The sequence below is a fragment of the Spirosoma fluminis genome (genome assembly GCF_054778895.1).
This window is the reverse complement of sequence record NZ_BAAGZD010000002.1, coordinates 270,001-294,520: the sequence shown is the minus strand read 5'-3', so window position 1 is coordinate 294,520 and position 24,520 is coordinate 270,001. Positions and strand designations below refer to the sequence as shown.

Sequence of the window (24,520 nt, the reverse complement as noted above, 5' to 3'; positions counted from 1 at the left end):
GTTACGTTAACAACTGCACGAATAATCGTCGAAGCCGGGATAATTCGGAGACAGATGCCCGTCAATACGAATAACGCGGTCGAGGGGAATCTCTTCACCAGTCGCTAGTTCGAGGTAGTCGACACCTTCTTTCATTAGTATCGCTTTAGTAAGCGCATCGGTACGGATGAATTCGCGCAGCTTAGTGAAGTAGTCGAGCCGGACGTACTTGTTCAGTGGAATGGCTGCCTTAAATTCGGCGTCAGTCAAAATTGCGGGTTGATTCGTTGTCGTTTCCATAGCTATGGAACAAAGCCGTTAAACGAAACGTGCCCCAGTCCATGACTGGGGCACGTTTCGTTTTGGTACGTTATGACTTGCCAAGTTAGCTGAGCGCAGTTAATAGCCAACGGTTTCTAATTGCTTCTGAAACTCGCGCAAAATGGTTTCCTTCATGGCGATCTTCCGTTTCTGCGTATTGATTTTGTTCAGCACCTGTTTGTCAGCGTCGTTGTTGGGGTCCAGGCCGTCGGCGTCCTGGAGCGCAAACTGAAGATCGCTTTTCTCCCGTTTAACCAGGTATTCCATCTCGCGAATCTTAGTCCGAATCTGCTCCGACTGGCTTTTCAATTCGAAAGCGGGATACTTGCGGGCGAGTACGCGATGTAAATAACTTAACTCAAAAATCTTGTCACAGGCCGCCCGGAACCGCTCATTCAGAGTTTTATCCTGCATCTTGAACGGCACTTTCACTTCCTTCCAGCTATTGAGCAGCACTTTGGCCCGCTCAGCAGCCGCAAAAATATCCGACTGCTTCGCCAGTTTCTCAGCTTCATCGGCCATTTTCATCTGTGCTTCAATACGAGGGTCGATCTTCTTCTCGATAACAATGCCTTTCGCGTCGTTATACTTAGTATAGAACATCGTTGTGGCTTTCTTAAACTGTTTGTACAGCTTGCCACTCTTCTTGATCGGTACCTCGCCAACCGCTTTCCAGGCGTTGTTGAGCTTACGGACCTCCTGAAAAGCCGCATCCAGATCACCCAGTCGATTCGCGCGGAAGGCCAGTCTGATCAGTTCATCATACTTATCCAGCCGCTCCTGAATGACTTTATTCTGTTCGTTGAAGAACTCACGGCGACGCTGAAAGAAACCATCCAGCAGTTCCTGAAATCGACCTTCCACTTCGGCTTCTACGGACTTGTCGACCGGCCCGGTTTTAATCCATTTGGTTTTAATTTCCTGGAGGGCGTCGGCCGTTGGGCGCCAGTCGGTACTGCCAGCGATCGCTTCCGCTTCGGCGATCAGGGCGCGTTTGATTTCGAGGTTTTTAAGTTGATTAACAGTGATCAACTCCGCAAGTAATTGCTCCTGTTCATCCAGGCGCTCGAGCAGGGGCAGAAAGTCGCCAAGGGCGTCGAAGCCAAGTAGTTTCTTTCGAAGCTGAACGAGTTTAGTTAGATAAGATCCTTTGTTCTGCGCTTCGGCAATATCCTTTTCTAGCTGACTGACTTTGTTTTCGGCAATGATGAAGCGATTCTTAAAGTAATCGAGCGCTTCCTGCTCTGTACGTTTGACCTCGCCGATCTGGCGATCTTCATAATTCAGGTAGCCTTTTAAAAATACCTTTCCGTCTTTGACGTAACCGTATTCATCTACCAGTGAAGCGTTTTCCATTCCTATTCTTGGTTAAGGCTGCGCTGTGGGTTAAATTTGGGGGTAATTGCCAACCACAAATCTATTAGAAATTAATGAGTCAGGAAACCATAATCTTTTCTATGGCGGGCGTGAGTAAAAATATTCCGCCTAACCGACAAATCCTAAAGAACATATACCTTTCCTTTTTTTATGGCGCTAAAATCGGCGTATTGGGCCTGAACGGTTCGGGTAAGTCTACGCTGTTACGTATCATTGCCGGTATCGATAAAAGCTACACGGGCGAGGTCGTTTTTTCGTCCGGCTACTCGGTTGGAATGCTTGAGCAGGAGCCTAAATTTGAGGCTGGCAAGACGGTTCGGGAGGTCGTAGAAGAAGGCGTTCAGGAAGTGGTGAACCTGCTGAAAGAGTTCGACGAAATCAACGAAGCCTTTGGCGATCCGGACGCCGATTTTGATAAATTGATAGAGCGTCAGGGCGAAGTCCAGGAGAAGCTCGACCATTACAATGCCTGGGAGCTTGATCAAAAACTGGAACGGGCTATGGATGCGTTACGTTGCCCTCCCCAGGATGCTATCATCGATAGCCTGTCCGGTGGCGAGAAGCGCCGGGTGGCGCTTTGTCGGCTGTTACTTCAGCAGCCGGACGTACTGTTATTGGATGAGCCAACCAACCACCTGGATGCGGAATCCGTACTGTGGCTGGAAGAACACCTGCGCCAATATACGGGTACTGTCATTGCTGTAACGCACGATCGGTACTTCCTGGACAACGTAGCGGGCTGGATTCTTGAACTGGACCGGGGCGAAGGTATCCCCTGGAAAGGCAACTACTCGTCCTGGCTCGATCAGAAACAGCAACGCTTAGCGAAAGAAGAAAAGTCTGAATCGAAACGGCAGAAGACCCTGCAACGTGAACTAGAGTGGGTTCGTATGGCGCCCAAAGCGCGGCAGGCAAAGTCGAAGGCGCGGTTGGGTGCTTACGAACGATTGCTCGATGAAGATAATCGTCAGAAAGAAGAACGACTGGAGATTTTCATTCCGTCGGGTCCTCGCCTGGGTGCTAAAGTGATTGAAGCTGAAGACGTCGCAAAAGCGTACGGTGATCGGTTGCTGTTCGAACACCTCGGCTTCCGGCTGCCACAGGGTGGAATCGTTGGGGTGATTGGCCCGAACGGCGCGGGTAAAACGACGCTGTTCAAGCTCATCACAGGTCGTGATAAACCCAACGCCGGTACGTTCGACGTGGGCGAAACGGTAAAATGGGCCTATGTAGACCAGGAGCACGACGGCCTCGATCCGAACAAAACCGTTTATGAAACCATATCCGCCGGTAATGAGTGGATCATGCTGGGGGGTAAGCAAAGTAACGCCCGGGCCTATGTAAGCCGGTTTAACTTTGCCGGAGCCGATCAGGAAAAGAAAATTGGGACGCTATCGGGTGGTGAACGAAACCGGGTTCACCTGGCCATGATCCTGAAAGAAGGTGCTAACCTGCTTCTGCTCGATGAGCCAACCAACGACCTTGACGTTAACACGCTTCGCGCATTAGAAGAAGGATTGGAAAACTTCGCGGGTTGCGCCGTAGTCATCAGCCACGATCGCTGGTTCCTGGACCGTATCGCTACGCATATTCTGGCCTTCGAGGGTGATTCGCAGGTGTATTGGTTTGAAGGGAACTTCTCGGAGTACGAAGAAAACCGTCGCAAACGCTTAGGCACCGACGCTACGCCAACGCGGATTAAGTACAAAAAGCTGGTATAATCTTGTTCTATCCTAGAGGTAGCACTTACCTCTAGGATTACTGTATAACTTATGCATTACGGGTATTTCAACGGCAACATCGCTCCCGCCGATCAGCTTGGGGTTGGCGTAACAGACCTGGGCTTATTGCGTGGTTACGGCCTGTTCGATTACTTCCTTACTTATAACGGTCGCCCGTTCCAATGGGACTGGTACTGGGAGCGCTTTCAGAACTCAGCCCAACGCATGCACCTGCCGCTGCCGCTTAGCAAAGAGGAAACGTACGGCTTGCTGATGGACCTGATTGAACGGAATGGCGGTGCTGATACCGCCTTCCGGTTTGTACTGACGGGTGGCTACTCAGCCGACAGCATCAGCGTTGAACGGCCAAATTTGCTTATTCTTACGGAAGCGATTCATCCGGTGCCGCCGGTTCAGTACGAAACGGGGATTAAGGTCATTCTGGATGATTACGTTCGCGAAATGGCCGAAGTGAAAAGCACGGATTATAAGCGCGTTATTCTGATGGCTCAGGCTATAAAATCAGCCGGTGCAGCGGATCTGCTTTATCAAAAAGGCGGTGAGATCAGCGAACTAAGCCGTAGCAACTTCTTCATCATCAAAGGCGATCGGCTCATTACGCCCGACCGTCATATCCTGCGTGGTATCACCCGCCGAACGGTTATTCAATTAGCGCAAAGCGATTTCGAGGTTGAAGAGCGACCTGTTCTGCTCTCCGAGCTGTACGATGCCGATGAAGCCTTTACGACCAGTTCGACTAAAAAAGTGTTGCCCATCACTCAAATTGGGGAGCTAACCATCGGTGATGGCCACGTTGGGCCAAAAGCCAAGTTCTTGCTAGAACGATTTAACGAGTTTGTGAAGAACTGGTAGTCTTGAAGCCGATACGTTGCTTTATTACTCTGCTAAGTGAAGGGAACGGGCGTAATGGCTGATTACTTCCTTCGTGATTGACTCCTCCTGCTTAATTCGTCCCAGGCATGGCAAACCGGTATAGTTTAAGATAAACGTTTCGGTCGCTGGTACCGTCGGGCCGTTGAAGAGTATGCCCAGAATCGTAATATTTCGAGTATGGCACGCTTCAACGGATAGCAGCGTATGGTTGATGCTGCCCAGATAATTTTTCGAAACCAGCACAATAGGAAGGTTTAGCCTTTGCACCAGATCAATATTGAGATCGTGATTGTTGAGAGGAACCAGCAATCCGCCAGCTAGTTCAATCACTAACGTATTATCCGTTTGTGGTAAGCTGATCTTATCCAGTTCAATGGTTACCCCGTCTAATTCAGCCGCAGCGTGGGGCGATAGGGGAGCCGTAAGCCGGTACGCTTCTGGATGAAATCGGGAGACAGTATTGGTCGTCAATTGGCGGACGGTCTCCGTATCGGAATCTTCCAATGCACCCGATTGAACAGGCTTCCAATAGTCGGCCTGTAAGGCTTCAACCAGCACGGCCGAGGCTACTGTTTTTCCGATCTCAGTGCTAATACCGGCAACAATAAGTTGTTTGGGGAAATTCATAAGGATGGTTCAGCAATGAGTGCAGTTTGTAATACAGTGGCCAAATGCTCTATTTCCTGCGCTGTATTAAAGGCGTGAATACAGATCCGTAAGCGCTCCTGACCAGCCGGAACGGTGGGACTAAGGATTGCACGCACATCAAAACCCGCCCGCTGCGCTTCCATTGCTACGTATCGGGCCTGTTCATTACCAGGGACGATCAGGCATTGAATAGGCGAGGGGCTAGCCGTCCAAATGGCGTTTGGCAATGCCTTTTTGGCACAGGTACGGAAGTAAGCAATCCGTTCATGCAACTGCCTACGAGCCTCCGGACTGCGTTGTAATTGTTGATGCGCACACCGAATAGCAAGTAAGCTGTGCGGAGGTAAAGCCGTCGTATAAATAAAAGATCGGGCGAAATTGATCAGGTACTGGCGTAATACGTCAGGGCCGACAACCGCGGCCCCGTGCACACCTACGGCTTTACCGAACGTATGCACGCGCGCCAGCACACGATCCTGTAAGCCTAGTTCAACGACCAGTCCTTCACCATTCGGCCCATAAACGCCGGTAGCATGTGCTTCATCAACCAGCAAAGCTGCTCCATACTGCTCACACAGGGTCACCAGCTCACGTAACGGGGCTGCGTCACCATCCATCGAATAGACCGACTCGACCGCTACAAACACCTGACCATTTGCCTGCTGTAACTTCGTTTCCAAATCATTGAGGCTGTTATGCCGAAAACGCTGACGGGTTGCGTAACTTAAGCGTGCTCCGTCGATCATGCTGGCATGAATCAGTTCATCGGTCAGGAGCGTGTCACCGGCTTTAGGCAGGCAGGACAACAACCCTATATTCGCATCAAAACCAGAGTTGAAAACCAGAGCCGCTTCGGTTCGGTAGAAAAGCGCCAGCTCACTTTCAACTACGTCAGTAAACTCAGTCTGCCCTGCTAAAAGTCGCGAGCCGGTGGAACCGGTGCGTAAATCTTGCTGTGTATCGGCCTCCTGAATGGCTGCTTTTAATTCGGGCAAACGGGCAAAACCAAGGTAATCATTTGAGCAGAAATCTACCAAATTATCAGCCGTGCGGAGTTGCCGTAACAGTCCCGCCTGCTTATGGGCATCGAGCCGCTCAACTAACAATTGATTGATGGTACGTTCCGATTCGGTCATACCGCAAAGATAAAACCCCTTAACCGAACGACTAGCCGCTAAAGACGTACTTAGCCCGGAATGTGAATAAAGTGATACTTATCCACATAAAAAATGTGGATAACTTCATGAGTATTTAACTATTCTAACAAAAAATTGATAAAGCGGGACTAAAACAGGGCAAACATTTTAGTTAACAAATAGTTGCGGTTAGATTTCGAAAACGATTTTTCCAAACTGTTTACCCTCTTCCATTTTTCGGAATGCCTGCTCTGCTTCGGCTAATGGAAACAGTTCGTCAAGTACTGGAACGAGCTGTTTGGTATTTATAAAGGCGATCATATCGGCAAACTCGTGCTCGGTTCCCATCGTTGAACCGAAGATGTTGAGCTGTTTGAAAAATACCTTCGACGGAGCAATATCAGTCAGGTTGCCGGTTGTTCCGCCGAAGATGGCAATACGTCCGCCGGGTGCTGCTACGTCAACCAGCTTAGCAAAACCTGCTCCTCCAGCGCTGTCGATGATTACGTCGAAATAGCCCCGGGCCGGATGGCCCGAGCGTCCTCCACCGGTCTGAGTCATTAACGTTTTAGCCCAATCGGGCTCGCGATAATTAACGCCCCCCGTTGCACCCAGCGCTTTCGCCTTTTCCAGCTTCTCCTCCGAGCCAGAGGTTACCCAAACCTCGGCGCCAACTGCTACGGCAAACTGCAACGCAAATAAAGCGGCACCTCCGCCAATACCGGTGATCAGGACTTTTTCGGGAGCGTTACTACTTGAGCTATGTAGTCCAGCCCGAGTCATCAGCGACCGCCAGGCCGTCACCCCCGCCAGAGGCCAGGCGGCTGCCTGCTCAAGTGATAGATGGGCAGGCTTATGGTGTATATATTTAACCGGTATCGCTACATATTCCGCAAACGTACCATTGTCGGGCATGCCCAAGATTCGGAAATCGGAACCGTAAAAATTTGAATTATCGCCCCAGTTTAGCGAGCAGTTAATTACGACCTCCTGTCCGCGCCATACCGGATCAACACCTTCGCCTGTTTCTGCCACAACACCGGCTCCATCCGACCCCAGAATGACCGGTAGCTTGATACCCGGATATAATCCCTTTTGGATAAATACATCCCGGTGGTTGAGGGCAGCCACCCGCAGGTTTACAAGCACTTCGCCAGGTTGAACAGTTGGGGTGGGCGTATCGATCAGTTGAACAGGCTGATGCGTTTCGGCGAGTTGAATAGCTTTCATTTTATGAGGATTACTGAGAGTTGATTCGCACGTATGTACCTTTGCCGAAAAAAAGACAGGCTAATGATTCGGTTCTTTAACGAGGACGTTCCGTATAAACTCCCCAAACAGCAGGTAACCCGTCAGTGGCTTAAACGGCAGGCCGAAGCCGAAGGTTATGCGGTGGGTGAGTTAAATTATATTTTCTGCTCGGATGAATACGTCCTGCAAGTCAACCGCGACTATCTTCAGCACGATTATTATACAGACATCATTACGTTCGATCAGAGCGAGGAAGAAGACAAGCTCGAGGGCGACATCTTCGTCAGCGTTGAGCGGGTAGCTGACAACGCCAGCCAGTTGGGAGTTTCGGCCGATCAGGAAATGCGTCGGATACTGGCTCATGGGTTACTGCACCTCTGCGGGTATGGTGATAAAACCGATGAAGAAGCCGCCCTGATGCGGACCAAGGAGGAGGAGTGGTTAGAAAAATGGGAATAACGACTTACGGTAGTTGATAACCTGTTTACACTCACCATTTTGCGCGAACGACCATGGGCAAATTCGTCATCAGTACCCGTAAAAACGGAGAATTTCAATTCAACCTGAAGGCTGGCAATGGCCAGGTCATCTTAAGCAGCGAGGGATACACGACCCGAAGTGCCTGCGAAAACGGCATTGAGTCTGTCAAAAAGAACTCATCCAACGATGACCGGTATGAACGTAAGACAACAACAGCGGGCAAATTTCGCTTCAATCTGAAAGCCAGTAATGGCCAGGTTATCGGCACCAGCGAAACGTACGAAAGCGAGAGTGGACGTGACAACGGTATCGAATCCGTCAAGAAAAACGCGCCCGACGCTGACGTTGTGGAGGAAGAGTAGACAGCATCTAAGCTCCGGAAGATCAGGCGTTGGACGGTATCTTCCGGAGTTATTGTGCGTTGTTACTTAGTTAGCCTGATCGATGTAGCTCAATTTACTGACAACTTTTCTCTTAAACTTAATTGAATGCGGTGGATAGCCTGCGCTCTTTTGTTGATTACGTTCGGGGCTACGGCGCAGAAGCGAATCGCCGTTACGATCGACGATCTGCCTACTGTTTCAAAATACTACGTCGATGCGCCCGGGAAGCGGCTTTTGACCCAGAGGCTGCTCGCGCATTGTACTACGTATCAGGTTCCGGCGGTTGGGTTTGTTATCGGTTCGTTTTTACAGGCGGATGCTAAACCAGATACCAGTCAACTTGGCCTGCTGAGCTTATGGTTAAACGCGGGCTTAGAACTTGGCAATCACACTTTCGACCACAAGGACTACAACCTGGTGTCGTTTGACGAGCTAAAGGCCGACGTATTGGCCGGGGAGCAACCAGTTAAAGCGTTTCTGGGCAAGCAAGGCAAATCCTATCGCTATTTTCGCCATCCGTACCTACGGAAAGGTGACTCGCAAGCCAGGAAGGATTCGCTCGAAGCCTTTCTTAAGCGACACGGCTATCAGGAGGCCCCCGTTACAGTTGACAATTCGGATTGGTTGTTCTCACGGGCTTACGACCATGCTTTACTACTCCATGACACTACGTTAGCGGCCGAAGTAGGTAAACATTACGTTGCGTACATGAGCGATTGTGTCCGGTACTACGAAGCGCAATCCGACTCGCTGTTTGCCCGGCAAATACCGCAAGTTTTACTCCTGCATGCCAACACAATCAATGCCGACTATCTTGGGCAGCTTTTTAATCAGCTCAGACGAGCTGGCTATCAGTTTGTTACGTTGGAGGAGGCTCTTCAAGACGCAGCATATCAATCATCTGATCGATATTACGGCAAAGGGGGTATCTCGTGGCTTCACCGCTGGGCGCTTACGCAGGGTGAAAAAGGAGCATTCTTTAAAGGTGAACCGGAGGTCCCGGCGATGATTGATGAGTTAGCCAACCGAAAGCTATAGCCTTACCCGGCCGTAAAGCCGCCATCCAGTTGAATGGACTGGCCGGTGCAGAAGGCGTTTTCGTCGGAGCAAAGCCATAGAATTGCCTGCGCGATTTCTTCCGGGTTTCCCAGTCGACCTACGGGAATCATTTTTCGCATTCGTTCTTCCATACCGGGGGCCGCATTGATCAGTTCGTCGACCATGCCCGAATGCGTATAAACGGGACAAACTGCATTTATGCGGATGTTGTGCTTTGCGTATTCCAGGGCAGCTGTTTTGGTAAGGCCCAACACGGCATGTTTGGATGCGCTATAAGGTGCGCCCATCGGCATGCCCCGCACGCCCGCAATGCTTGATACGTTCACGATTTTGCCACCGTCCTGCGCCAGCATCTGTCGAATTTGCCCCTGCATACCGTAGAAAACACCGCCGATGTTGATGGCCATCATTCGGTTAAAGTCCTCCGCCGTTTGATCGGTGAACCGGGCAAAGTTTCCGCCGATGCCTGCATTATTGATTCCGATATCCAGGCGGCCATACACGCGTATTGTTTCTCGAATGGCCGCGTCAATCTGTGCGGGCTGCGCTACGTCGCAGGCTACAAACAAGGCGTCTCCACCAGCCTCTTCGATCTGCTGAACGGTTTCGCGGCCACTTGTTTCGTTGATTTCGGCAACGACAACCCGAGCGCCCGCTTTGGCTAACGCGTTGGCTGTTGCGCGGCCAATGCCCGAACCGGCTCCGGTAATAAACGCAATCTGGTTAACGAAATTCAACATAGTGCCTACATACGATAGGCTACAAACCTACCTAAAAATCGGAATCAACAAGGTTACGCCAAGTTATTTTTGGTATATAACAAGAATACCTGTCTGACCCATCACATGTGAGATAAGCCAGACAGGTACTGATATGAAGAAAAGAAGTATTTAGTCCAGTCCGAACGCCGACAGCTTCACAAAGCTATCGACGCGGTCTTTGATTTCTTCCTGGGTTAAATTCATAATACGCTCGGCCCCGAATTTCTCCACGCAGAACGAAGCCATCGCCGAACCGTAAATGATCGCCCGTTTCATATTATCGAACGAGGTGTCATCTGTTTTAGCCAGATAACCGATGAATCCACCAGCGAACGTATCGCCCGCACCGGTCGGATCGAACACTTCTTCGAGTGGTAAGGCTGGTGCAAAGAATACGCGATCTTCCTGAAACAGGAGCGCACCGTGCTCGCCCTTCTTGATGATGACCGTTTTGGGACCCATCTGACGAATTTTGGCGGCTGCTTTCACCAACGCGTATTCATGCGTCAGTTGCCGGGCCTCTTCGTCATTGACAACTAAGACGTCTACCATCGGCAGCAACGTCATCAGATCGGGGTTGGCAATCTCAATCCAGAGATTCATGGTGTCCAGCACGATCAGCTTGGGCCGATTCGTCAACCGCTCAATGACCGTCCGCTGAATTGCCGGGGCTGTATTTCCCAGCATCAAGTACTGGCAGTTCTGATACGCGTCGGGAATAACCGGATCGAAATTTTCCATTACGTTCAACTGCACCTCCACCGTATCGCGGGTGTTCATGTCGTTGTGATACTTTCCCGACCAGAAGAACGTTTTCTCCCCCGAACGAATCTCCAGGCCTTCGGTATTGACGCCATGTTGGTTCAGGTCTCCGATCATGCTCTGCGGGAAATCGTCACCCACTACGGCAACCAGATTGTTCTCTTTGGTGAAGTACGACGCCGACAGCGTAATGTACGTAGCGGCACCACCAATGATTTTGTCGGTCTTGCCGAATGGGGTTTCCAGCGCATCGAACGCTACAGAACCAACCGTTAATAAGCTCATGTTTAGTCTAGTTTCAGTTTGTTGCTCACGGGCTGATATCTAAATGAAGCCCGTAAAGCTTATTTCTTGCGTCCGATGACCGGGCAGCGTTTGAAGGGTTTCGTTTCGTCGAATAGCTTACGGTACGTAATATGGGTCTTTACAATCGTTGAGCCGAGCTGACTCACAAACCGCACCATAATCGGGTTGAAATCGCCAACCCAATTCATTTCCAGCTCATCGTACTGAAAATTTGGGTTATGCTCTGCTTCATGGGGCATCCGTAGGGCAATGGCCGCTTCGAGCCCCTTTCCCTGATGCGCGGGAGCTACACCAAACACGACGCCAAAAGCTTTACGATTTGTTTTACAAATCATGTGCCACAAAAACTTCAGCTTACCGATCCAGTCAAGTTTACCGTTTACGTGCTTGAATATCTGATTCAATTCGGGCAGGCACACGAAAAAGGCGACCGGCTCCCCCTGATAGTAAGCGAAATAGATGATCTTTTCGTCGATGACTGGCTTGAGCTTCTGCATCAGCACCTGCGCCTGCTCGGCCGACATCTCTTTCACCCCGGCATGGTTTCCCCAGGCGGCATTATAAATGTGCCGAAACTGCTCTGCCGCGGCAGGAAGATGCTTTTTGTCGATCGTCTGAAACGTATAATCGGGGTTTTCGTAGATACGTTGCGCCCGGTCCTTTACCGCCTGCGACATGTCCACCAGTTTAGCCCAGGTGGTGGGAATACCGAACGTAAACTGCTTGAAGTAGTCTTTAAAGCCGTAATTTTCGAAGAAAGCAATATAATACGGCTTAGTGTAGGGCATGCAATAGTTTGGCTCCCGATCGAATCCGTCAACCAGTAACCCCCACCAGCGGTCACGGTCGCCGAAGTTAATGGGGCCATCCATCGCTTCCATGCCCCGGCTTTGCAACCACGCTTTCCCCGTGTCGAAAAGCATAAAGGCCGCGTTCTGATCCTCGATGCACTCGAAGAAGCCAATACCCCCCGTGGGCTGGTCGTTGTCGAGATTGGCAATCTGGTAATCGACGAAAGCGGCAATACGACCGATGGTTTCGTTCTTGTCGTTCAGCAGCAGATAGCGGACGCACTCCCCATGCTCGAACCGCTTGTTCCGGGCTGGGTCGAAGACTTCCGTTACGTCGGTATCCAGGGGCCGAATCCAGCACGGATCGTTGCGATAGAGCCGGACAGGAAACTCAATAAATTCTTTTTGGTACAGGGCGTTTGCGCCCACCTCAACTACCTGCATTCGGTATTATTCAGAAATTGGGTGCGAATATAGCCAAAACCGGTCGGCCTACCGCTCCAAATCAGCGCCTTACTAAAGTTTTGAGTCTTGTAACCGGATCATCTGCACCATTTTCCGATTTACAATCCGTAACTTCGCCACTGCAAAAAGCTGTTCGTTGTTTGGTTGTTTGACTGTTCGGTTGTTATGAACTCGTACCAAACAACCAATGGCCAAACAACCAAACACTGATGGCGCAGCCCCTTCATTTATACAATACGCTTTCCCGTAAAAAAGAACTGTTCGAACCGCTCAACCCACCGTATGTGGGTATGTACGTTTGCGGCCCTACGGTGTATAATTACGTTCACTTAGGGAACGTCCGCACCTTTCTTACATTCGATACGCTCTATCGCTACCTCACATTTATCGGCTACAAAGTTCGTTACGTCCGGAATCTGACCGACGTTGGCCACCTGGTAGGCGACGGAGACGATGGGGAAGACAAGATCGGGCGAATGGCCAAGCTGGAGAAAGTGGAGCCGATGGAAATCGTGCAGCGCTTTACGAATGACTTCCACACCGTAATGGCGCAGTTCAATACGTTTCCCCCAAGTATTGAACCTACCGCAACCGGACACATGATTGAGCAGATCGAAGCCGTTCAGCAGCTGCTGGCTAATGAGTTGGCGTATGAATCAAACGGCTCGGTTTACTTTGACATCGAAGAGTACAACCGGCGGGGAGGTAATTACGGCAAGCTGTCTGGACGGATCCTGGACGATCTGCTAAACGAAACCCGTGATTTGGACGGTCAGTCAGAGAAGCGGAATCCGCTTGATTTCGCCATCTGGAAACGGGCAGCACCCGAGCATATCATGCGCTGGAATTCGCCCTGGGGCGAAGGCTTTCCGGGCTGGCACTTAGAATGCACCTGCATGAGCACGAAGTACCTGGGCAAGCAATTCGACATACACGGCGGAGGTATGGACCTTAAGTTCCCTCACCATGAATGCGAAATTGCGCAGGGCGACGGCTTAACTGGCCAACAGCCCGTTCGGTACTGGATGCACTCGAACATGCTGACCGTTAACGGCCAGAAAATGTCGAAGTCACTGGGCAACTCCTTCCTGCCAGCCGAGTTGTTCGCGGGAAGTCACTATTTGCTCGAACAGCCATACAGCCCCATGACGGTCAGGTTTTTCATGCTTCAATCGCATTACCGCAGTACGCTCGATTTCTCGAACGAAGCCCTCAAAGCCGCTCAGAAAGGATACCGGCGGCTGGCGAATGGATTGCGGGTCGTGAAAACATTAACCTACCAGCCCGACGAAGTGAGCACGGCCGACGAGAAAAAGCAGCAGGACATCCGGCAGGCGGTTCAGCAGTTTTACGAAGCGATGAACGATGATCTCAACACGGCCGTTGCCATTGCGCAGCTCTTTACGCTGCTGAAGTATGTAAACATGATTTATTTGAATCAGCTTCAATCAGCTACCCTGGGCGAAGAAGTATTCGAACTCTTAAGAACGTCGTTCGTTACGTTTATGAAGGACGTTTTGGGCCTGAAAGAAGAAGGTACTGAAAATCAACCGGTACTGGAAGGCTTGTTAACGCTTTATCGCGAGTACAAAGAGCAGCGGCAGTACGATAAGGTAGACCAAATTCGTTCGTACTTCAAAGCGCAGGGCCTGGCTATCAAAGATATGAAGCACCAGATCGATTGGGCGTACGAAGAATAACCACAAATAAGCAGGCCTTGAACTAAATCCACTCGGCGGCCCGCCAATACATTAACTGATGAAGACGAACCTCTTATTCTACACGCTTGCCTTAGCCGTTCTGGTTGGTGCCTGTAAAACGAAAAACGATCAAAACACGACGACCCAAACCACCGAACAGCCAGCGACGGTATCCGCTCCGCCGTTCAACGCTGACTCTGCCTACGCGTACGTTGACCGGCAGGTAGCGTTCGGACCACGCGTGCCTAACACACCGGCTCACGTTCAGGCGGGTAATTACCTCGCAGCTCAGCTAAAGCAGTTTGGGTGTGAAGTGACTGAACAAGCATTCGTGGCTACAACCTGGGATGGTAAAAAGCTGAACGCACGTAACATTATTGGCAGTATCAATCCCAAAGCGACGAAACGTATCGTGCTTGCCTCGCACTGGGATTCACGCCCTCATGCCGATAACGATACGGATCAGGCTGATAAAAATAAACCCGTACTGGCTGCTAATGATGGCGCTAGTGGAGTCGGGGTTTTACTCGAATTAGCCCGTACGATTCAGCAAAGTCAGCAAAAGCCGAACGTGGGAATTGACATCATCTTTTTTGATGCCGAAGACTGGGGTAACGGTGAAAAAGCCGCCAAAGACTTTGAGAAGGAAAGTGGTGATTTTAGTTACGGTGGTTTCTGCTTAGGTTCGCGCTATTGGGCCAGGAATCTGCATAAACCAGGTTACTCCGCTTATTACGGTATTCTGCTGGACATGGTCGGCGCGAAGGGCGCTACGTTCGCCAAAGAAGGCATTTCCATGCAGTACGCGCCAACCGTCGTCAATAATGTTTGGCAAACGGCAAGCCGATTGGGCTACAGCCAGTTTTTTGTTGATACGGCTGGTGGCTCAATTACCGACGATCACTTAGCCCCGAACACAATTGCCAAGATTCCGATGATTGATATTATTCACACCAACATCGGTACGGGCGGCTTCTTCCCGGGCTGGCATACGGCCGAAGATACTATGGACAATATCAACCGTTCGACGCTCAAGGCCGTTGGTCAAACCTTGTTACAGGTACTATATAACGAACAATGAAGAGTGTCCGACCGCTAACGTTTATTGTCGCTTTGTTGGTTCTGGTCAACGTATTAACCGGTTGCGAGCCGGTGCCGGATCAATTTGGTAAGTTGAACCTCAAAAAATGGCGTAGTGATCGGGGCGGCTGCACTGGCGTTCGGGCGACGCTTGTGCCAGACTTCAAAGCCGAAATTCCAAACCTGAAAGGGAAAACCGCCAATACAATCGGTGAGCTGCTCGGTCGCCCGGACATCAATCAGATTGCGGACCGGAATCAAAAGTTTTATATCTATTTCCTAGAAAAGGGCTCTCACTGCGACAGCCCCCCTACCAAGTCAGCCAGTAGATCGGTCGCCATACGGATGAGTGCCATTGGGCTGGCAACAGAGGTAACGTTTCAGAACGGCTTGCCTTGATCTTTAAGTGGTTATACGTAGAACTTCTTACGTATAACCATCTCTTCAACGACCTCTGGGACCAGGTAGCGAATCGAGCGGTTCCTTCGAATACAGTCGCGAATAAACGTTGCTGATATATCCAGCAGTGGTGCTTCTACAACCTGAACATTAGGATGGATTTTAAACGGACTTTCGGCAGCACGAGGTCTTGGGTACACGCTCAGGCCATAGAACTCGAGAATCTTATCGTGATTTTTCCAGTTAGCAAACTGCTCTAAATTATCCTCGCCAATAATAAGCCGAAACGTATGCTGCGGATACTTCTCGCCAAGCCGGGTTAACGTATCAATCGTGTAGCTGGGCTTAGGCATCGAAAACTCAATATCGGTAGCTTTCAGACAGCTATTATCGGCGATGGCCCGTTCGACCATGTCAAGCCGGTCGAATTCATGCAGCAAACTTTTTGTCTTCTTGAACGGATTCTGGGGGGACACTACGAACCAGATCTGGTCAAGATCGGTTGTTGTGGCCATCGTATTGGCAATGATAAGATGGCCGATGTGAATCGGATTAAACGAGCCAAAAAACAGACCGATTTTCATAAGAAGCGCTTTAAATCACCGTAGACTTCATTGGCACTTTGTTTTCCTTTATGAAGTCATCGACCAGCTTTTGCGCCTTCTGCAGGGACGTCTCCAGGTCATCGTTAACAAGAGCCACGTCAAACTTATCCTGGAAGCTCATTTCAAAGTGCACCTTAAACAAACGTTTGGACAGGCTCTCTTCGGTTTCGGAACCCCGCCCGATCAATCGCTGACGTAGTGTTTCTTCGTCCGGCACTTTAACAAAAACGGCCAGTGCCTTATCGCCGTAGTATTCTTTCAGCTTCAGGCCTCCCTGAACGTCTACGTCGAAGAGAACATGCTTGCCGCTGTCCCAAAGGCGCTGAATCTCGGATTTAAGTGTTCCGTAGAAGGCCCCGACGTAGACCTCTTCCCACTCCACAAACTCGTCGTTGTCGATTCGTTGCTTGAACTCTTCCGGCGTCAGAAAATAATAATCTTTACCATTTTCTTCCGAACGTCCCCGACGGTCACGTGTACACGCTGAGATCGAAAAGCCAAGGTTGGCATTCTCGGCGAGGAGATGCTTAACAATAGTGGTTTTGCCTGAACCCGATGGGGCTGAAAAAATGATGAGCTTGCCGTCCAAAATACGATACGGTTTATTATAGCAATTGGGGTAATCAAGGGTGGCAGATGCCTTATCCTTAATTACCCCAATGTTGCTGATGAAAGTATTAACTGAAAGTTAGAATCTTGGATTTGATCGTTGCCACCAGTTGATCGGGGCAGCATTTCTTTTCCATTCGCTTGGTCAATAACTCTTTAACTTCTTTCTCGAGGTGGTACATCTCGATGCACGGCTTGCAACTTTCGAGATTAACTTTCAGCTTAGCGAGTTGCTGTTCAGTGGCTTCCCCGTCCAGAATCAACTGGATCATCTTCAAGCAGTCCGCCTGATGACTGCAATGCTCTTTCATCTCAGGCCTGGCACTGGATGAAGATGACGATGGCAATGACGTTTGCATTGGAAAATTTCTATTTATTCCAAGAATATTAATACGTTAAGTTATTAGCAGAACCAAAATATAGTTAGAAAAAGTTCGGTTTATTCTTCACTTTCTTCATTATAACCCATTGAAGATGCGTAATCACGCAATTTTTCTTTCAACAAGTTACGGGCCCGGTGCAATCGTGATCGAACAGTACCGATCGGGATGTCCAATATCTTCGCCATCTCCTCGTACGTAAACCCTTCAATGTCACACAAAATAATGACCGTTCTGAAATCTACGGGCAACGAGTTAAGCGCCGTTGCGACTTCATCCCCGATTAAATCCGATACTGACTCAGCCCGAAGATCAACCGTGTGTTCGGTCTCTGCATCTTCTGAATTATAGGTCGTTTCTACGTCCTGATAATCCACTTTAGCCGGTTCTTTGCTCTTCTTTCGGTAATCGTTAATGAAGCTGTTCTTCAATATGCGGAACAGCCACGCTTTGGCGTTAGTTCCTTGCTCAAATGATGAAATAAACCTGAATGCTTTTAAATACGTATCCTGTACAAGGTCGTTGGCATCGTCCTCATCGGTCGTTAAGCGAAAAGCAAAATTGTACATGGAGTCGATGTGGGGCATGAACTCCTTATTAAATACCTGATATTTCTGCTCGTCGGTATAACGGCGGGCAGGCGCATCAGTGGATGGCTGCTCAGCGGAGTCTCCACCGGGCAACAGTTGATCTGGTCCGGCATCCCGGTCGTCGCGAGTTGGCGTATCTGACATAACTTCTGGTATAGTCGCCATAAAAGTAAGAGTTAATTGCCGTTTACTAGCGGCAATACTCAACGAATTCAATAATTACACGGTACCAATCCGCTGAGCCGTATCAGGGTTTGACTACAAAAATCAATCCTTTGTTTGAAAAAAGAGTTGAAAACCAGACAATATGACGAATTGGCAGTGAACGTTTAGCTATATCATAACGTTAAAGCCAGTCACGTATTTAGAAAGACTTTCTAAATACGTGACTGGCTTACTATATACGAGAACCTAAGCCGCTATAGATTTGAAATAACGCTTTAACCACGAGTCCGAAGCGGATAGAGTCCAGCTGTTCAGAAACTCCGCTTTGGTTTTTACCAACGTATTAAACACCTCTGTAGTGGGCGTAATGGAACCAGCCTCAACGGCCGCTTTAATCATCGGTAACGGATACGTTTGAACCGTACCATCAGCTGAGCGAACGGCTACCGAACGGTCGAAGAAATCTACGCCAACCTGGCGGCCTATCTCCTGTAACGTTCGTACGGATGAATCAATTGAACAACCGCTGGGTATACTAAACCCTTCGTCGACGCCAACAATCACAAAGCGGCTCTCAATGACTTTGGCTGATGCAAGCAGTGGCTGGCCATGCGCTGCCCACTGATTCAGTGCCGGTTCCAGCGCTTTTTCAACTGTTGTTACGTCTGTTTCCGACAGTGGACGGCCAGCCTGATATACCCATACACGGGCTTCATTTGGCAGCTTATCAAAATCAATGTACATAGTCTAAAGGGTATATTGAGTAAATAATGAAGGGTTAGTACTCAATAATGTCACAACCCTTCTCCTTGCGCGATCAGTTCCGACAGGTCATAGACCCGGACAGAATCCTCTTTATTCTGGTTCTTGATACCATCAGACATCATGGTCATGCAGAATGGACAGGCCACGGCAATTGTATCAGCACCGGTACGTAACGCTTCTTCAACCCGTTCAACGTTCACATCTTTATTGCCGGGTTCGGGCTCTTTGAAATACTGGCCACCACCTGCACCGCAGCACAGGCCGTTGGCACGTACCCGTTTCATTTCAACCAGATCAGCATCTAAGGCTGCCAAGACCTCGCGAGGAGCTTCGTAAATCTTGTTAGCCCGGCCGAGGTAACAGGAGTCATGGAACGTAATACGTCGGCCCTTGAACGACTGGCCGTCTTTTACCCGTACCCGACCTTCATTAATTAAACCCTGTAGAAACTGCGAGTGGTGAATAACCTCATAGTTGCCGCCGAGTTCCGGATACTCGTTCTTGAGCGTATTGAAGCAGTGCGGGCAGGCCGTTACGATCTTTTTAACGTTGTAGCCATTCAGCACCTGAATGTTGGCCATAGCCTGCATCTGGAACAGAAATTCATTACCAGCCCGTCGTGCCGGATCACCTGTACACGCTTCTTCGGGACCAAGTACGGCGAATTTGATACCGACATGATTTAAAATGCGTACGAAGGCAATGGTTACGCGCTTGTACCGATCATCGAAGGAGCCAGCGCAGCCAACCCAGAATAAGATTTCCGGTTCTTCGCCCGATGCAGCCATGTCGGCCATAGTTGGTACTTTATAGGTTTTCTCAGTTGTCATTTTCGAAACGTGTCAAGTGGCCTAATCATAACCCTGCAACGAGCAGAGCCGTCCGGAACTTAGAAACTCCCTACGCTTGCCAGGTTATGACTTCAATTTATTTTGTTACGGGTTCGTTGACCTGGTCAGCCCAGTTGAACCGATCGCTCGGCGAGAATTTCCAGGGGGCCATGTTGTTTTCAATATTGCTGAACATTGCGTTCCACGAAGCCGGAGCCTGCGACTCTTCCATCACCCGATAGCGACGTAATTGAAGAATAATGTCCAGCGGATTGATGTTAACCGGGCAAGCCGTCACGCAGGTCTGGCAGGTCGTACAGGCGTTTAACTCTTCCGCCGTTATATAATCGTTCAGCAGCGATTTGTCGTCTTTGTAATCATTTCCCTGCGTTTGCCAACCGCGCTGAATTTCTTCAAGCCGGTCGCGGGTGTCCATCATGATCTTACGGGGCGACAATTTTTTGCCGGTAATGTTAGCCGGGCAGGCTGCCGTACAGCGTCCGCACTCGGTGCAGCTGTAGGCGTTCATCAGGTTGATCCATTTCAGATCATAAACGTCTTTCGCCCCGAAACGACCCACTTCAGCCGGTTGCTCTCCATTATCGTTAACCTGCGATCCATCGGCTTCAGTGGTTATGGGTAAACCCAACGCCAGCTGTACCTCCTTCGTGATCTCCGGCATGTTCTGCATCTCACCTTTAGGCTGCAGATCGGAATAGTAGACATTCGGAAAACCGAGCGCGATGTGCAGGTGCTTCGAGTACGTAACGTAGACGGCAAAGGCGAGAATGCCCAGAATGTGCAGCCACCACGACGTCCGTTCATAAGCGCCTAACGCTGTATCGCTAAAGCCCGCAAAAATTGGCTTTAGATACTGGCTAACAATAAAATCGGGAACGATACCCTGCAACTCACTATAATGACCAACGCCCCGATCGCGCAGAACACTGTCGGATGCATTCCAGGTCAAAAACGCAATCATCAACACAATCTCGGCTAATAAGATGATTGTGGCATCGCGGATTGACCAGCCGCGTAGTTCGCGGTGGCGGCTAGTCTGGAGTCGACTTACGCGAGCAATGAAGCGTCGGCAGAGGAATACAACACAAACGGCCAGAACGCCAAAGGCCAGGACCTCGAACACGTCAATCAGAATTGGATAGATTGGCGTAATGTAAGGGGCAAACAGCCGGTGCGTTCCTAAAACACCGTCCAGGATTATCTCCAGTATTTCTAGGTTGATGATTACAAACCCGGCATAAATCACAAAGTGCATGATACCTACCAGTGGGTTGGTGAACATCTTTTTTTGGCCGAACGCAACCAGCAGCATTGTTTTCATCCGCTCGCCAGCATTGTCAGACCGATCTTCGGCACGACCCAGCTTTATGGCGCGGGCAATAAGCTGAACTCGTTTCGTTATGTACCATGCCGTGGCCGCTAAAGCCGCAACAAACAAAATTTGCTGAAAAAGTTCCATCCGTTTATGATGCTTACTTGGCCTGATTATCAGCACATGCTGGGTTTGTCAGCCGATTATTTAAAAATTATTCTTGACAAGGGGTTGCACTGAGTTAATAAACCATGTACTTTTGCACCCACGTTTTCGACGATACATCGCCTGCGGTGATGTAGCTCAGTTGGTAGAGCAAAGGACTGAAAATCCTTGTGTCGGCGGTTCGATTCCGTCCATCACCACGAAAATAGGAGGCAGTTACAGCTAGAAGTTGTGACTGCCTTTTTTGTTGATACAATATGGGTGCATTATCCATCATTTTTGACTATCGCTTGTGCCAAACGTTGGCGGATAATGTCAATACCCAACCCGGTGCAAGAAAAGCCCTGAATCTTCATAACCTATAACGGCAAAAGCCCCTTCTTCGTTTTTAATTCGTCAAAATAGTATGCATGCATACTATTTTGACGAGGCAAAAGTATATAGCTTACCGGAGAATCGCAAGTAGTTAAAGCGCACAATTCTTGCTCATACGATGCGTATAAAATAGAAGCTTAACGGGCTATATATACAGTCAGTATCCGATTAGTATCTATGTCTGAAGCGACAGCGAAACCAATGAAACGAATAGAGTTGCTGAGTACTAACATCAATGATTCTTGCGGTTCAGCTTCTGAAGTAGAACGTAACATCCATCCCCTGTTCATTAACAATACGCTGAAATCAACGTTTTGGGACTATATAAAAACGATTGACATGAACGAGAGAAATGCGAAAAAAGTAGCCAGAATCCTTTTAGGAGCAAACTTGATTTTTGCGGGCGTAAGTCATCTGACCTTCGCCCGAAAAGCGTTTCAGGCGCAGGTTCCCGACTGGGTTCCCCTGCCTAAAGATGAAACAGTGGTGTATTCAGGTCTGGCTGAAATCGCGCTTGGAAGCAGTCTTGTGCTGACTCCGGAAAAGCATCAGCAGGTTGTGGGACAAGTGGCTGCCAGTTTTTTTACGGCCGTTTTTCCCGGTAACATCTCCCAATACGTCAATCGGCGAAGTGCTTTTGGTTTGGATACAGACCGAAAACGATTTGTTCGGTTATTTTTCCAGCCTGTCCTCATCTATTGGGCTTTGAAGAGTACAGACAATCTATGATCCAATCGGGAGCGAACGGTCGTAGTGAGAGTCAATGAAGGAGAGGGTTCGCCTGTAGTACAAACCCTCTTGCGCTAGACCGGGGCTATTTACTTCACCTGGGCCGATTCAGTCGCTATCTCAATACCAATGGCACGCATGAGCTGACTGGCATTGAAACTCTCGCAGATTCCGTTACGTAGCTTGTAATCGAATACGAGCTCGCCGTCCTTTAGGTCAGACTGAAAGTGGTAGTTTGTCACGAAGTCGGCGGGAGCCTTACCTTGCACAGCGACTTGTTCGTTTGCCAGCTGCCCTAATTCAAGATCGTGAGTGGACACAAAGCCGGAGGCCGTGGTACGATGCAACTGTCGAATTAAGGCCTCAGCACCCCGGTGACGGTCTGCCGAGTTCGTTCCTTTTAAGATTTCATCCAAAAAATACAGAACAGGAATTGCCTGCGCGTCTTTGGTTAGGTTAATCAACGTCTGAAGCCGCTTTAATTCAGCATAGAACGACGACGTGCTTTCTTCGAGCGAATCCTGCGTGCGCATACTCGTAAATACCTGTACGGGCGAGCAGCGGAATTTTTCGGCGCTGACAACTGCTCCGGCCAGGGCTAACACGATATTTGCCCCAACAGTGCGCAGAAATGTGCTCTTGCCGGACATGTTTGAGCCGGTGATCAATATGGTTTGGCCCGCGCCAATCAGTGAAAGCGAATTCGCAATGCTACGGTCAGGTGAGAGTAGTGGATGGGCCGCCGAGCTAATGGCTAGGGTTAGTTGATCGTCAACAATATCGGGAGTCGCATAGCCGGGATGCGAATACGAAAATCCGGCTAGACTATTCAGTGCTTCCAGTTCGCCTAACGCTTCGAACCAAAATGCTAAACGTGGACCGTACTGCTTTTGCCACTGCTCCAGCCGGAACAGGTAGTGTAAATCCCACAGCAGGGCTGTGCCAAAAATTAAATAGAAATACGGATTACGTCGGTAATTCAGCCCTTCGGTCAGTTGGCTTAGCTGACGAATGGCCGATGACACCACACTGCCATCGGCGGTTAATACCTGCCGAATGGCTTTCAGGCGAACCGCTTCTCCTTCTACCTGCTCAGCCTGCTGGAACAACGCCTGATAGGCACGTAGCGCATTCGAAATATCAAATGTCTGTTCACTTACGTTCCTGGCTTTTTCGGCAGTTCGGCTTAAAACAAAGCTGTGCACCACCAAAGCCAGGATCACCACCAAACCGGGCACCAGCCCCGACAGCCACGCGGCAAATAGCCCTAACGTAATGGCGGGAAACAGAAACCGAATAACGTTGAAATAAGCTGACAACGGCTTACCTTCCGAAGTTGCCCATTGAATAAGCGATTCCGGCGAGTGGCTAATGTGCTCCTCTAAATAAGCTAACGCTTCAACTCGCTGTCTCCAGTCAAGCTGCGGTTTTAACTCCACTGCGGCTTGTTGGCGTAAATGAACGGTTTCCGAAGAGGAAGGGGTTTGCAGCCAGGAAGCAAGCCGCTTCTGGCCTTCGAATGTATGGGAGCGATTCAAGAGCCGAAACAGCGAATGCTTACCGAATACGTCTAAGTCGCCGGAGTAATAGTGCGTTGGATTTGCGTATTGCTCACCTGTTTCTGGCCGTAGATACTGCCGGTTCAGCCGAGCGGCTTCATCCTGATTGACAAAGGCCAGGTGGTGATTCAGATCCCGTTCGCGTCGAATCGTCTGGTGGCGCTTCAACAGGAACATAAAACCGGCTATACCGATGAGCAGAACCAGAATGGCAGCCAACTGCTGGTCCAATCTGCCGAGTATCCATACCGCAGCGACGCTGCCGATGAACCAGATAAGTCGCCAAAAGGCAAGCTGATTGTATTTACGCTGGGCGGCCTGCTCGGCTTGAACAAATTGTTGATGACGCTGTTGAAAAAGGGCTTCGAGGGGCATAAACTCGTATAAAAAAGTCGGCAGTAAAGATACCGCCGACGACCAATGTTCACTAGTTTCTAATTTCTGGGTTTGGTGCCAGAAGCACACATCTACTCGTTACAATCCTGACAAACGCCCTGAATAAGCAGGTTCATTTCTTTTCGATTATAGCCCTGGGGTAACGCGACTGCCGGAATACGTACCTGGTCGAGACAGGTTGTCTGACCGCAATGCTCACACTTGAAGTGAACGTGATCATGGTGGTGATGGCCATCAGCGCAGGTTTCGCGGCATAATGCATATTTAGTACCGCCTTCGTCGTCAAGAACTTTGTGCAGGAGACCTTTGTCCAGAAACGTACGTAACGTACGGTAAATTGTTACCCGGTCATGGTCGGGGCCAAGCCCGTTCTCAACGTCGCTATGTGCCAGCGCATGACCCGCTCGCAGGAACAGGTCCAGGACTTCCTCACGACCGTTCGTGTGTCGGAGGTTAAAGTCTTTGAGAGTTTTGGCGGCTGAAGTCATGTTTTATAAAATAACGAG

26 protein-coding genes and 1 tRNA gene are annotated in these 24,520 nt (G+C 49.7%); 10 read left to right on the top strand and 17 right to left on the bottom strand.

The window, feature by feature from the left end:
• Nucleotides 1–6: 6 nt before the first annotated feature.
• Nucleotides 7–279, bottom strand: coding sequence for a hypothetical protein (locus tag ACYVBJ_RS01700; protein ID WP_460980568.1), 273 nt, complete (start codon nucleotides 277–279; stop codon nucleotides 7–9).
• A 99-nt stretch (nucleotides 280–378) separates the two neighbouring features.
• Nucleotides 379–1,656 (bottom strand): DUF349 domain-containing protein, encoded by a 1,278-nt coding sequence (locus ACYVBJ_RS01695; protein ID WP_460980567.1) that lies wholly within the window; start codon nucleotides 1,654–1,656, stop codon nucleotides 379–381.
• Nucleotides 1,657–1,730: 74 nt separating this feature from the next.
• Here ACYVBJ_RS01695 and ettA point away from each other — a divergent pair, with 74 nt between their 5' ends.
• The gene (gene ettA, locus ACYVBJ_RS01690; protein WP_460980566.1) at nucleotides 1,731–3,398 is read left to right on the top strand and encodes an energy-dependent translational throttle protein EttA; all 1,668 of its coding nucleotides are present in this window, start codon (nucleotides 1,731–1,733) and stop codon (nucleotides 3,396–3,398) included.
• A gap of 51 nt (nucleotides 3,399–3,449) precedes the next feature.
• Nucleotides 3,450–4,271 (top strand): aminotransferase class IV, encoded by an 822-nt coding sequence (locus tag ACYVBJ_RS01685; RefSeq protein WP_460980565.1) that lies wholly within the window; start codon nucleotides 3,450–3,452, stop codon nucleotides 4,269–4,271.
• A gap of 24 nt (nucleotides 4,272–4,295) precedes the next feature.
• Here the strand turns inward: ACYVBJ_RS01685 and bioD are convergent, their stop codons facing one another.
• The 3 genes from bioD to ACYVBJ_RS01670 all read right to left on the bottom strand — a co-directional run bounded on the left by bioD (nucleotide 4,296) and on the right by ACYVBJ_RS01670 (nucleotide 7,306).
• On the bottom strand, nucleotides 4,296–4,919 hold the full coding sequence (gene bioD, locus ACYVBJ_RS01680) for a dethiobiotin synthase (RefSeq protein ID WP_460980564.1): 624 nt from the start codon (nucleotides 4,917–4,919) through the stop codon (nucleotides 4,296–4,298).
• Entirely contained in the window at nucleotides 4,916–6,076 is a 1,161-nt protein-coding gene (locus ACYVBJ_RS01675) for an aminotransferase class I/II-fold pyridoxal phosphate-dependent enzyme (protein WP_460980563.1), read from the bottom strand. Before ACYVBJ_RS01675 ends, bioD begins: the two co-directional genes overlap by 4 nt.
• A 189-nt stretch (nucleotides 6,077–6,265) precedes the next feature.
• Entirely contained in the window at nucleotides 6,266–7,306 is a 1,041-nt protein-coding gene (locus tag ACYVBJ_RS01670) for a zinc-binding dehydrogenase (protein WP_460980562.1), read from the bottom strand.
• A gap of 63 nt (nucleotides 7,307–7,369) precedes the next feature.
• On the opposite strand from ACYVBJ_RS01670, the gene ybeY reads away from it, so the two are divergent.
• From ybeY to ACYVBJ_RS01655, 3 genes are all read left to right on the top strand, one after another.
• A complete protein-coding gene (gene ybeY / locus ACYVBJ_RS01665) occupies nucleotides 7,370–7,786 on the top strand; it encodes an rRNA maturation RNase YbeY (protein WP_460980561.1) in 417 nt (138 codons plus the stop codon).
• 53 nt (nucleotides 7,787–7,839) lie between these two features.
• Nucleotides 7,840–8,169 (top strand): YegP family protein, encoded by a 330-nt coding sequence (locus ACYVBJ_RS01660; RefSeq protein ID WP_460980560.1) that lies wholly within the window; start codon nucleotides 7,840–7,842, stop codon nucleotides 8,167–8,169.
• A 126-nt stretch (nucleotides 8,170–8,295) separates the two neighbouring features.
• On the top strand, nucleotides 8,296–9,228 hold the full coding sequence (locus ACYVBJ_RS01655) for a polysaccharide deacetylase family protein (protein WP_460980559.1): 933 nt from the start codon (nucleotides 8,296–8,298) through the stop codon (nucleotides 9,226–9,228).
• A gap of 2 nt (nucleotides 9,229–9,230) precedes the next feature.
• Here ACYVBJ_RS01655 and ACYVBJ_RS01650 read toward each other — a convergent pair whose 3' ends face one another.
• From ACYVBJ_RS01650 to ACYVBJ_RS01640, 3 genes are all read right to left on the bottom strand, one after another.
• Nucleotides 9,231–9,989 (bottom strand): SDR family NAD(P)-dependent oxidoreductase, encoded by a 759-nt coding sequence (locus ACYVBJ_RS01650; RefSeq protein WP_460980558.1) that lies wholly within the window; start codon nucleotides 9,987–9,989, stop codon nucleotides 9,231–9,233.
• Nucleotides 9,990–10,139: 150 nt separating this feature from the next.
• Nucleotides 10,140–11,057: a PfkB family carbohydrate kinase gene (locus ACYVBJ_RS01645; protein ID WP_460980557.1), complete on the bottom strand. Its 918-nt coding sequence runs from the start codon at nucleotides 11,055–11,057 to the stop codon at nucleotides 10,140–10,142.
• Between the two features lie 59 nt (nucleotides 11,058–11,116).
• On the bottom strand, nucleotides 11,117–12,313 hold the full coding sequence (locus ACYVBJ_RS01640) for a hypothetical protein (RefSeq protein WP_460980556.1): 1,197 nt from the start codon (nucleotides 12,311–12,313) through the stop codon (nucleotides 11,117–11,119).
• 230 nt (nucleotides 12,314–12,543) lie between these two features.
• Between ACYVBJ_RS01640 and cysS the strand changes: the two genes are divergently transcribed.
• Genes cysS through ACYVBJ_RS01625 form a run of 3 tightly spaced genes read left to right on the top strand, consistent with a single transcriptional unit; the run spans nucleotide 12,544 to nucleotide 15,513 of the window.
• A complete protein-coding gene (gene cysS / locus ACYVBJ_RS01635; RefSeq protein ID WP_460980555.1) occupies nucleotides 12,544–14,034 on the top strand; it encodes a cysteine--tRNA ligase in 1,491 nt (496 codons plus the stop codon).
• Between the two features lie 58 nt (nucleotides 14,035–14,092).
• Nucleotides 14,093–15,115: a M28 family peptidase gene (locus ACYVBJ_RS01630; RefSeq protein ID WP_460980554.1), complete on the top strand. Its 1,023-nt coding sequence runs from the start codon at nucleotides 14,093–14,095 to the stop codon at nucleotides 15,113–15,115.
• Nucleotides 15,112–15,513 (top strand): hypothetical protein, encoded by a 402-nt coding sequence (locus tag ACYVBJ_RS01625; RefSeq protein WP_460980553.1) that lies wholly within the window; start codon nucleotides 15,112–15,114, stop codon nucleotides 15,511–15,513. Before ACYVBJ_RS01630 ends, ACYVBJ_RS01625 begins: the two co-directional genes overlap by 4 nt.
• Nucleotides 15,514–15,524: 11 nt before the next feature.
• Here the strand turns inward: ACYVBJ_RS01625 and nadD are convergent, their stop codons facing one another.
• The 7 genes from nadD to ACYVBJ_RS01590 all read right to left on the bottom strand — a co-directional run bounded on the left by nadD (nucleotide 15,525) and on the right by ACYVBJ_RS01590 (nucleotide 20,937).
• Nucleotides 15,525–16,097 carry a nicotinate (nicotinamide) nucleotide adenylyltransferase gene (gene nadD, locus ACYVBJ_RS01620; RefSeq protein WP_460980552.1) on the bottom strand — a complete coding sequence of 191 codons (573 nt, stop codon included), beginning with the start codon at nucleotides 16,095–16,097 and terminating at the stop codon, nucleotides 15,525–15,527.
• Nucleotides 16,098–16,107: 10 nt separating this feature from the next.
• Nucleotides 16,108–16,707 (bottom strand): guanylate kinase, encoded by a 600-nt coding sequence (gmk, locus tag ACYVBJ_RS01615; RefSeq protein WP_460980551.1) that lies wholly within the window; start codon nucleotides 16,705–16,707, stop codon nucleotides 16,108–16,110.
• Between the two features lie 88 nt (nucleotides 16,708–16,795).
• Nucleotides 16,796–17,038, bottom strand: coding sequence for a hypothetical protein (locus tag ACYVBJ_RS01610; protein ID WP_460976987.1), 243 nt, complete (start codon nucleotides 17,036–17,038; stop codon nucleotides 16,796–16,798).
• 128 nt (nucleotides 17,039–17,166) lie between these two features.
• On the bottom strand, nucleotides 17,167–17,862 hold the full coding sequence (locus ACYVBJ_RS01605) for a sigma-70 family RNA polymerase sigma factor (RefSeq protein ID WP_460980550.1): 696 nt from the start codon (nucleotides 17,860–17,862) through the stop codon (nucleotides 17,167–17,169).
• Between the two features lie 246 nt (nucleotides 17,863–18,108).
• Entirely contained in the window at nucleotides 18,109–18,606 is a 498-nt protein-coding gene (locus ACYVBJ_RS01600) for a hypothetical protein (RefSeq protein WP_460980549.1), read from the bottom strand.
• Nucleotides 18,607–18,656: 50 nt separating this feature from the next.
• Nucleotides 18,657–19,457, bottom strand: coding sequence for a (Fe-S)-binding protein (locus ACYVBJ_RS01595; protein ID WP_460980548.1), 801 nt, complete (start codon nucleotides 19,455–19,457; stop codon nucleotides 18,657–18,659).
• Nucleotides 19,458–19,554: 97 nt separating this feature from the next.
• Nucleotides 19,555–20,937 (bottom strand): 4Fe-4S dicluster domain-containing protein, encoded by a 1,383-nt coding sequence (locus ACYVBJ_RS01590; protein ID WP_460980547.1) that lies wholly within the window; start codon nucleotides 20,935–20,937, stop codon nucleotides 19,555–19,557.
• A 145-nt stretch (nucleotides 20,938–21,082) separates the two neighbouring features.
• On the opposite strand from ACYVBJ_RS01590, the gene ACYVBJ_RS01585 reads away from it, so the two are divergent.
• A tRNA-Phe gene (locus ACYVBJ_RS01585) sits at nucleotides 21,083–21,155 on the top strand.
• Between the two features lie 514 nt (nucleotides 21,156–21,669).
• Nucleotides 21,670–22,059, top strand: a complete 390-nt coding sequence (locus tag ACYVBJ_RS01580; protein ID WP_460980631.1) for a DoxX family protein — start codon at nucleotides 21,670–21,672, stop codon at nucleotides 22,057–22,059.
• Nucleotides 22,060–22,148: 89 nt separating this feature from the next.
• On the opposite strand, the gene ACYVBJ_RS01575 is transcribed toward ACYVBJ_RS01580, so the two are convergent.
• A complete protein-coding gene (locus ACYVBJ_RS01575) occupies nucleotides 22,149–23,993 on the bottom strand; it encodes a MutS-related protein (RefSeq protein WP_460980546.1) in 1,845 nt (614 codons plus the stop codon).
• A gap of 92 nt (nucleotides 23,994–24,085) precedes the next feature.
• Nucleotides 24,086–24,502: a Fur family transcriptional regulator gene (locus ACYVBJ_RS01570; RefSeq protein WP_460980545.1), complete on the bottom strand. Its 417-nt coding sequence runs from the start codon at nucleotides 24,500–24,502 to the stop codon at nucleotides 24,086–24,088.
• Between the last annotated feature and the right edge of the window lie 18 nt (nucleotides 24,503–24,520).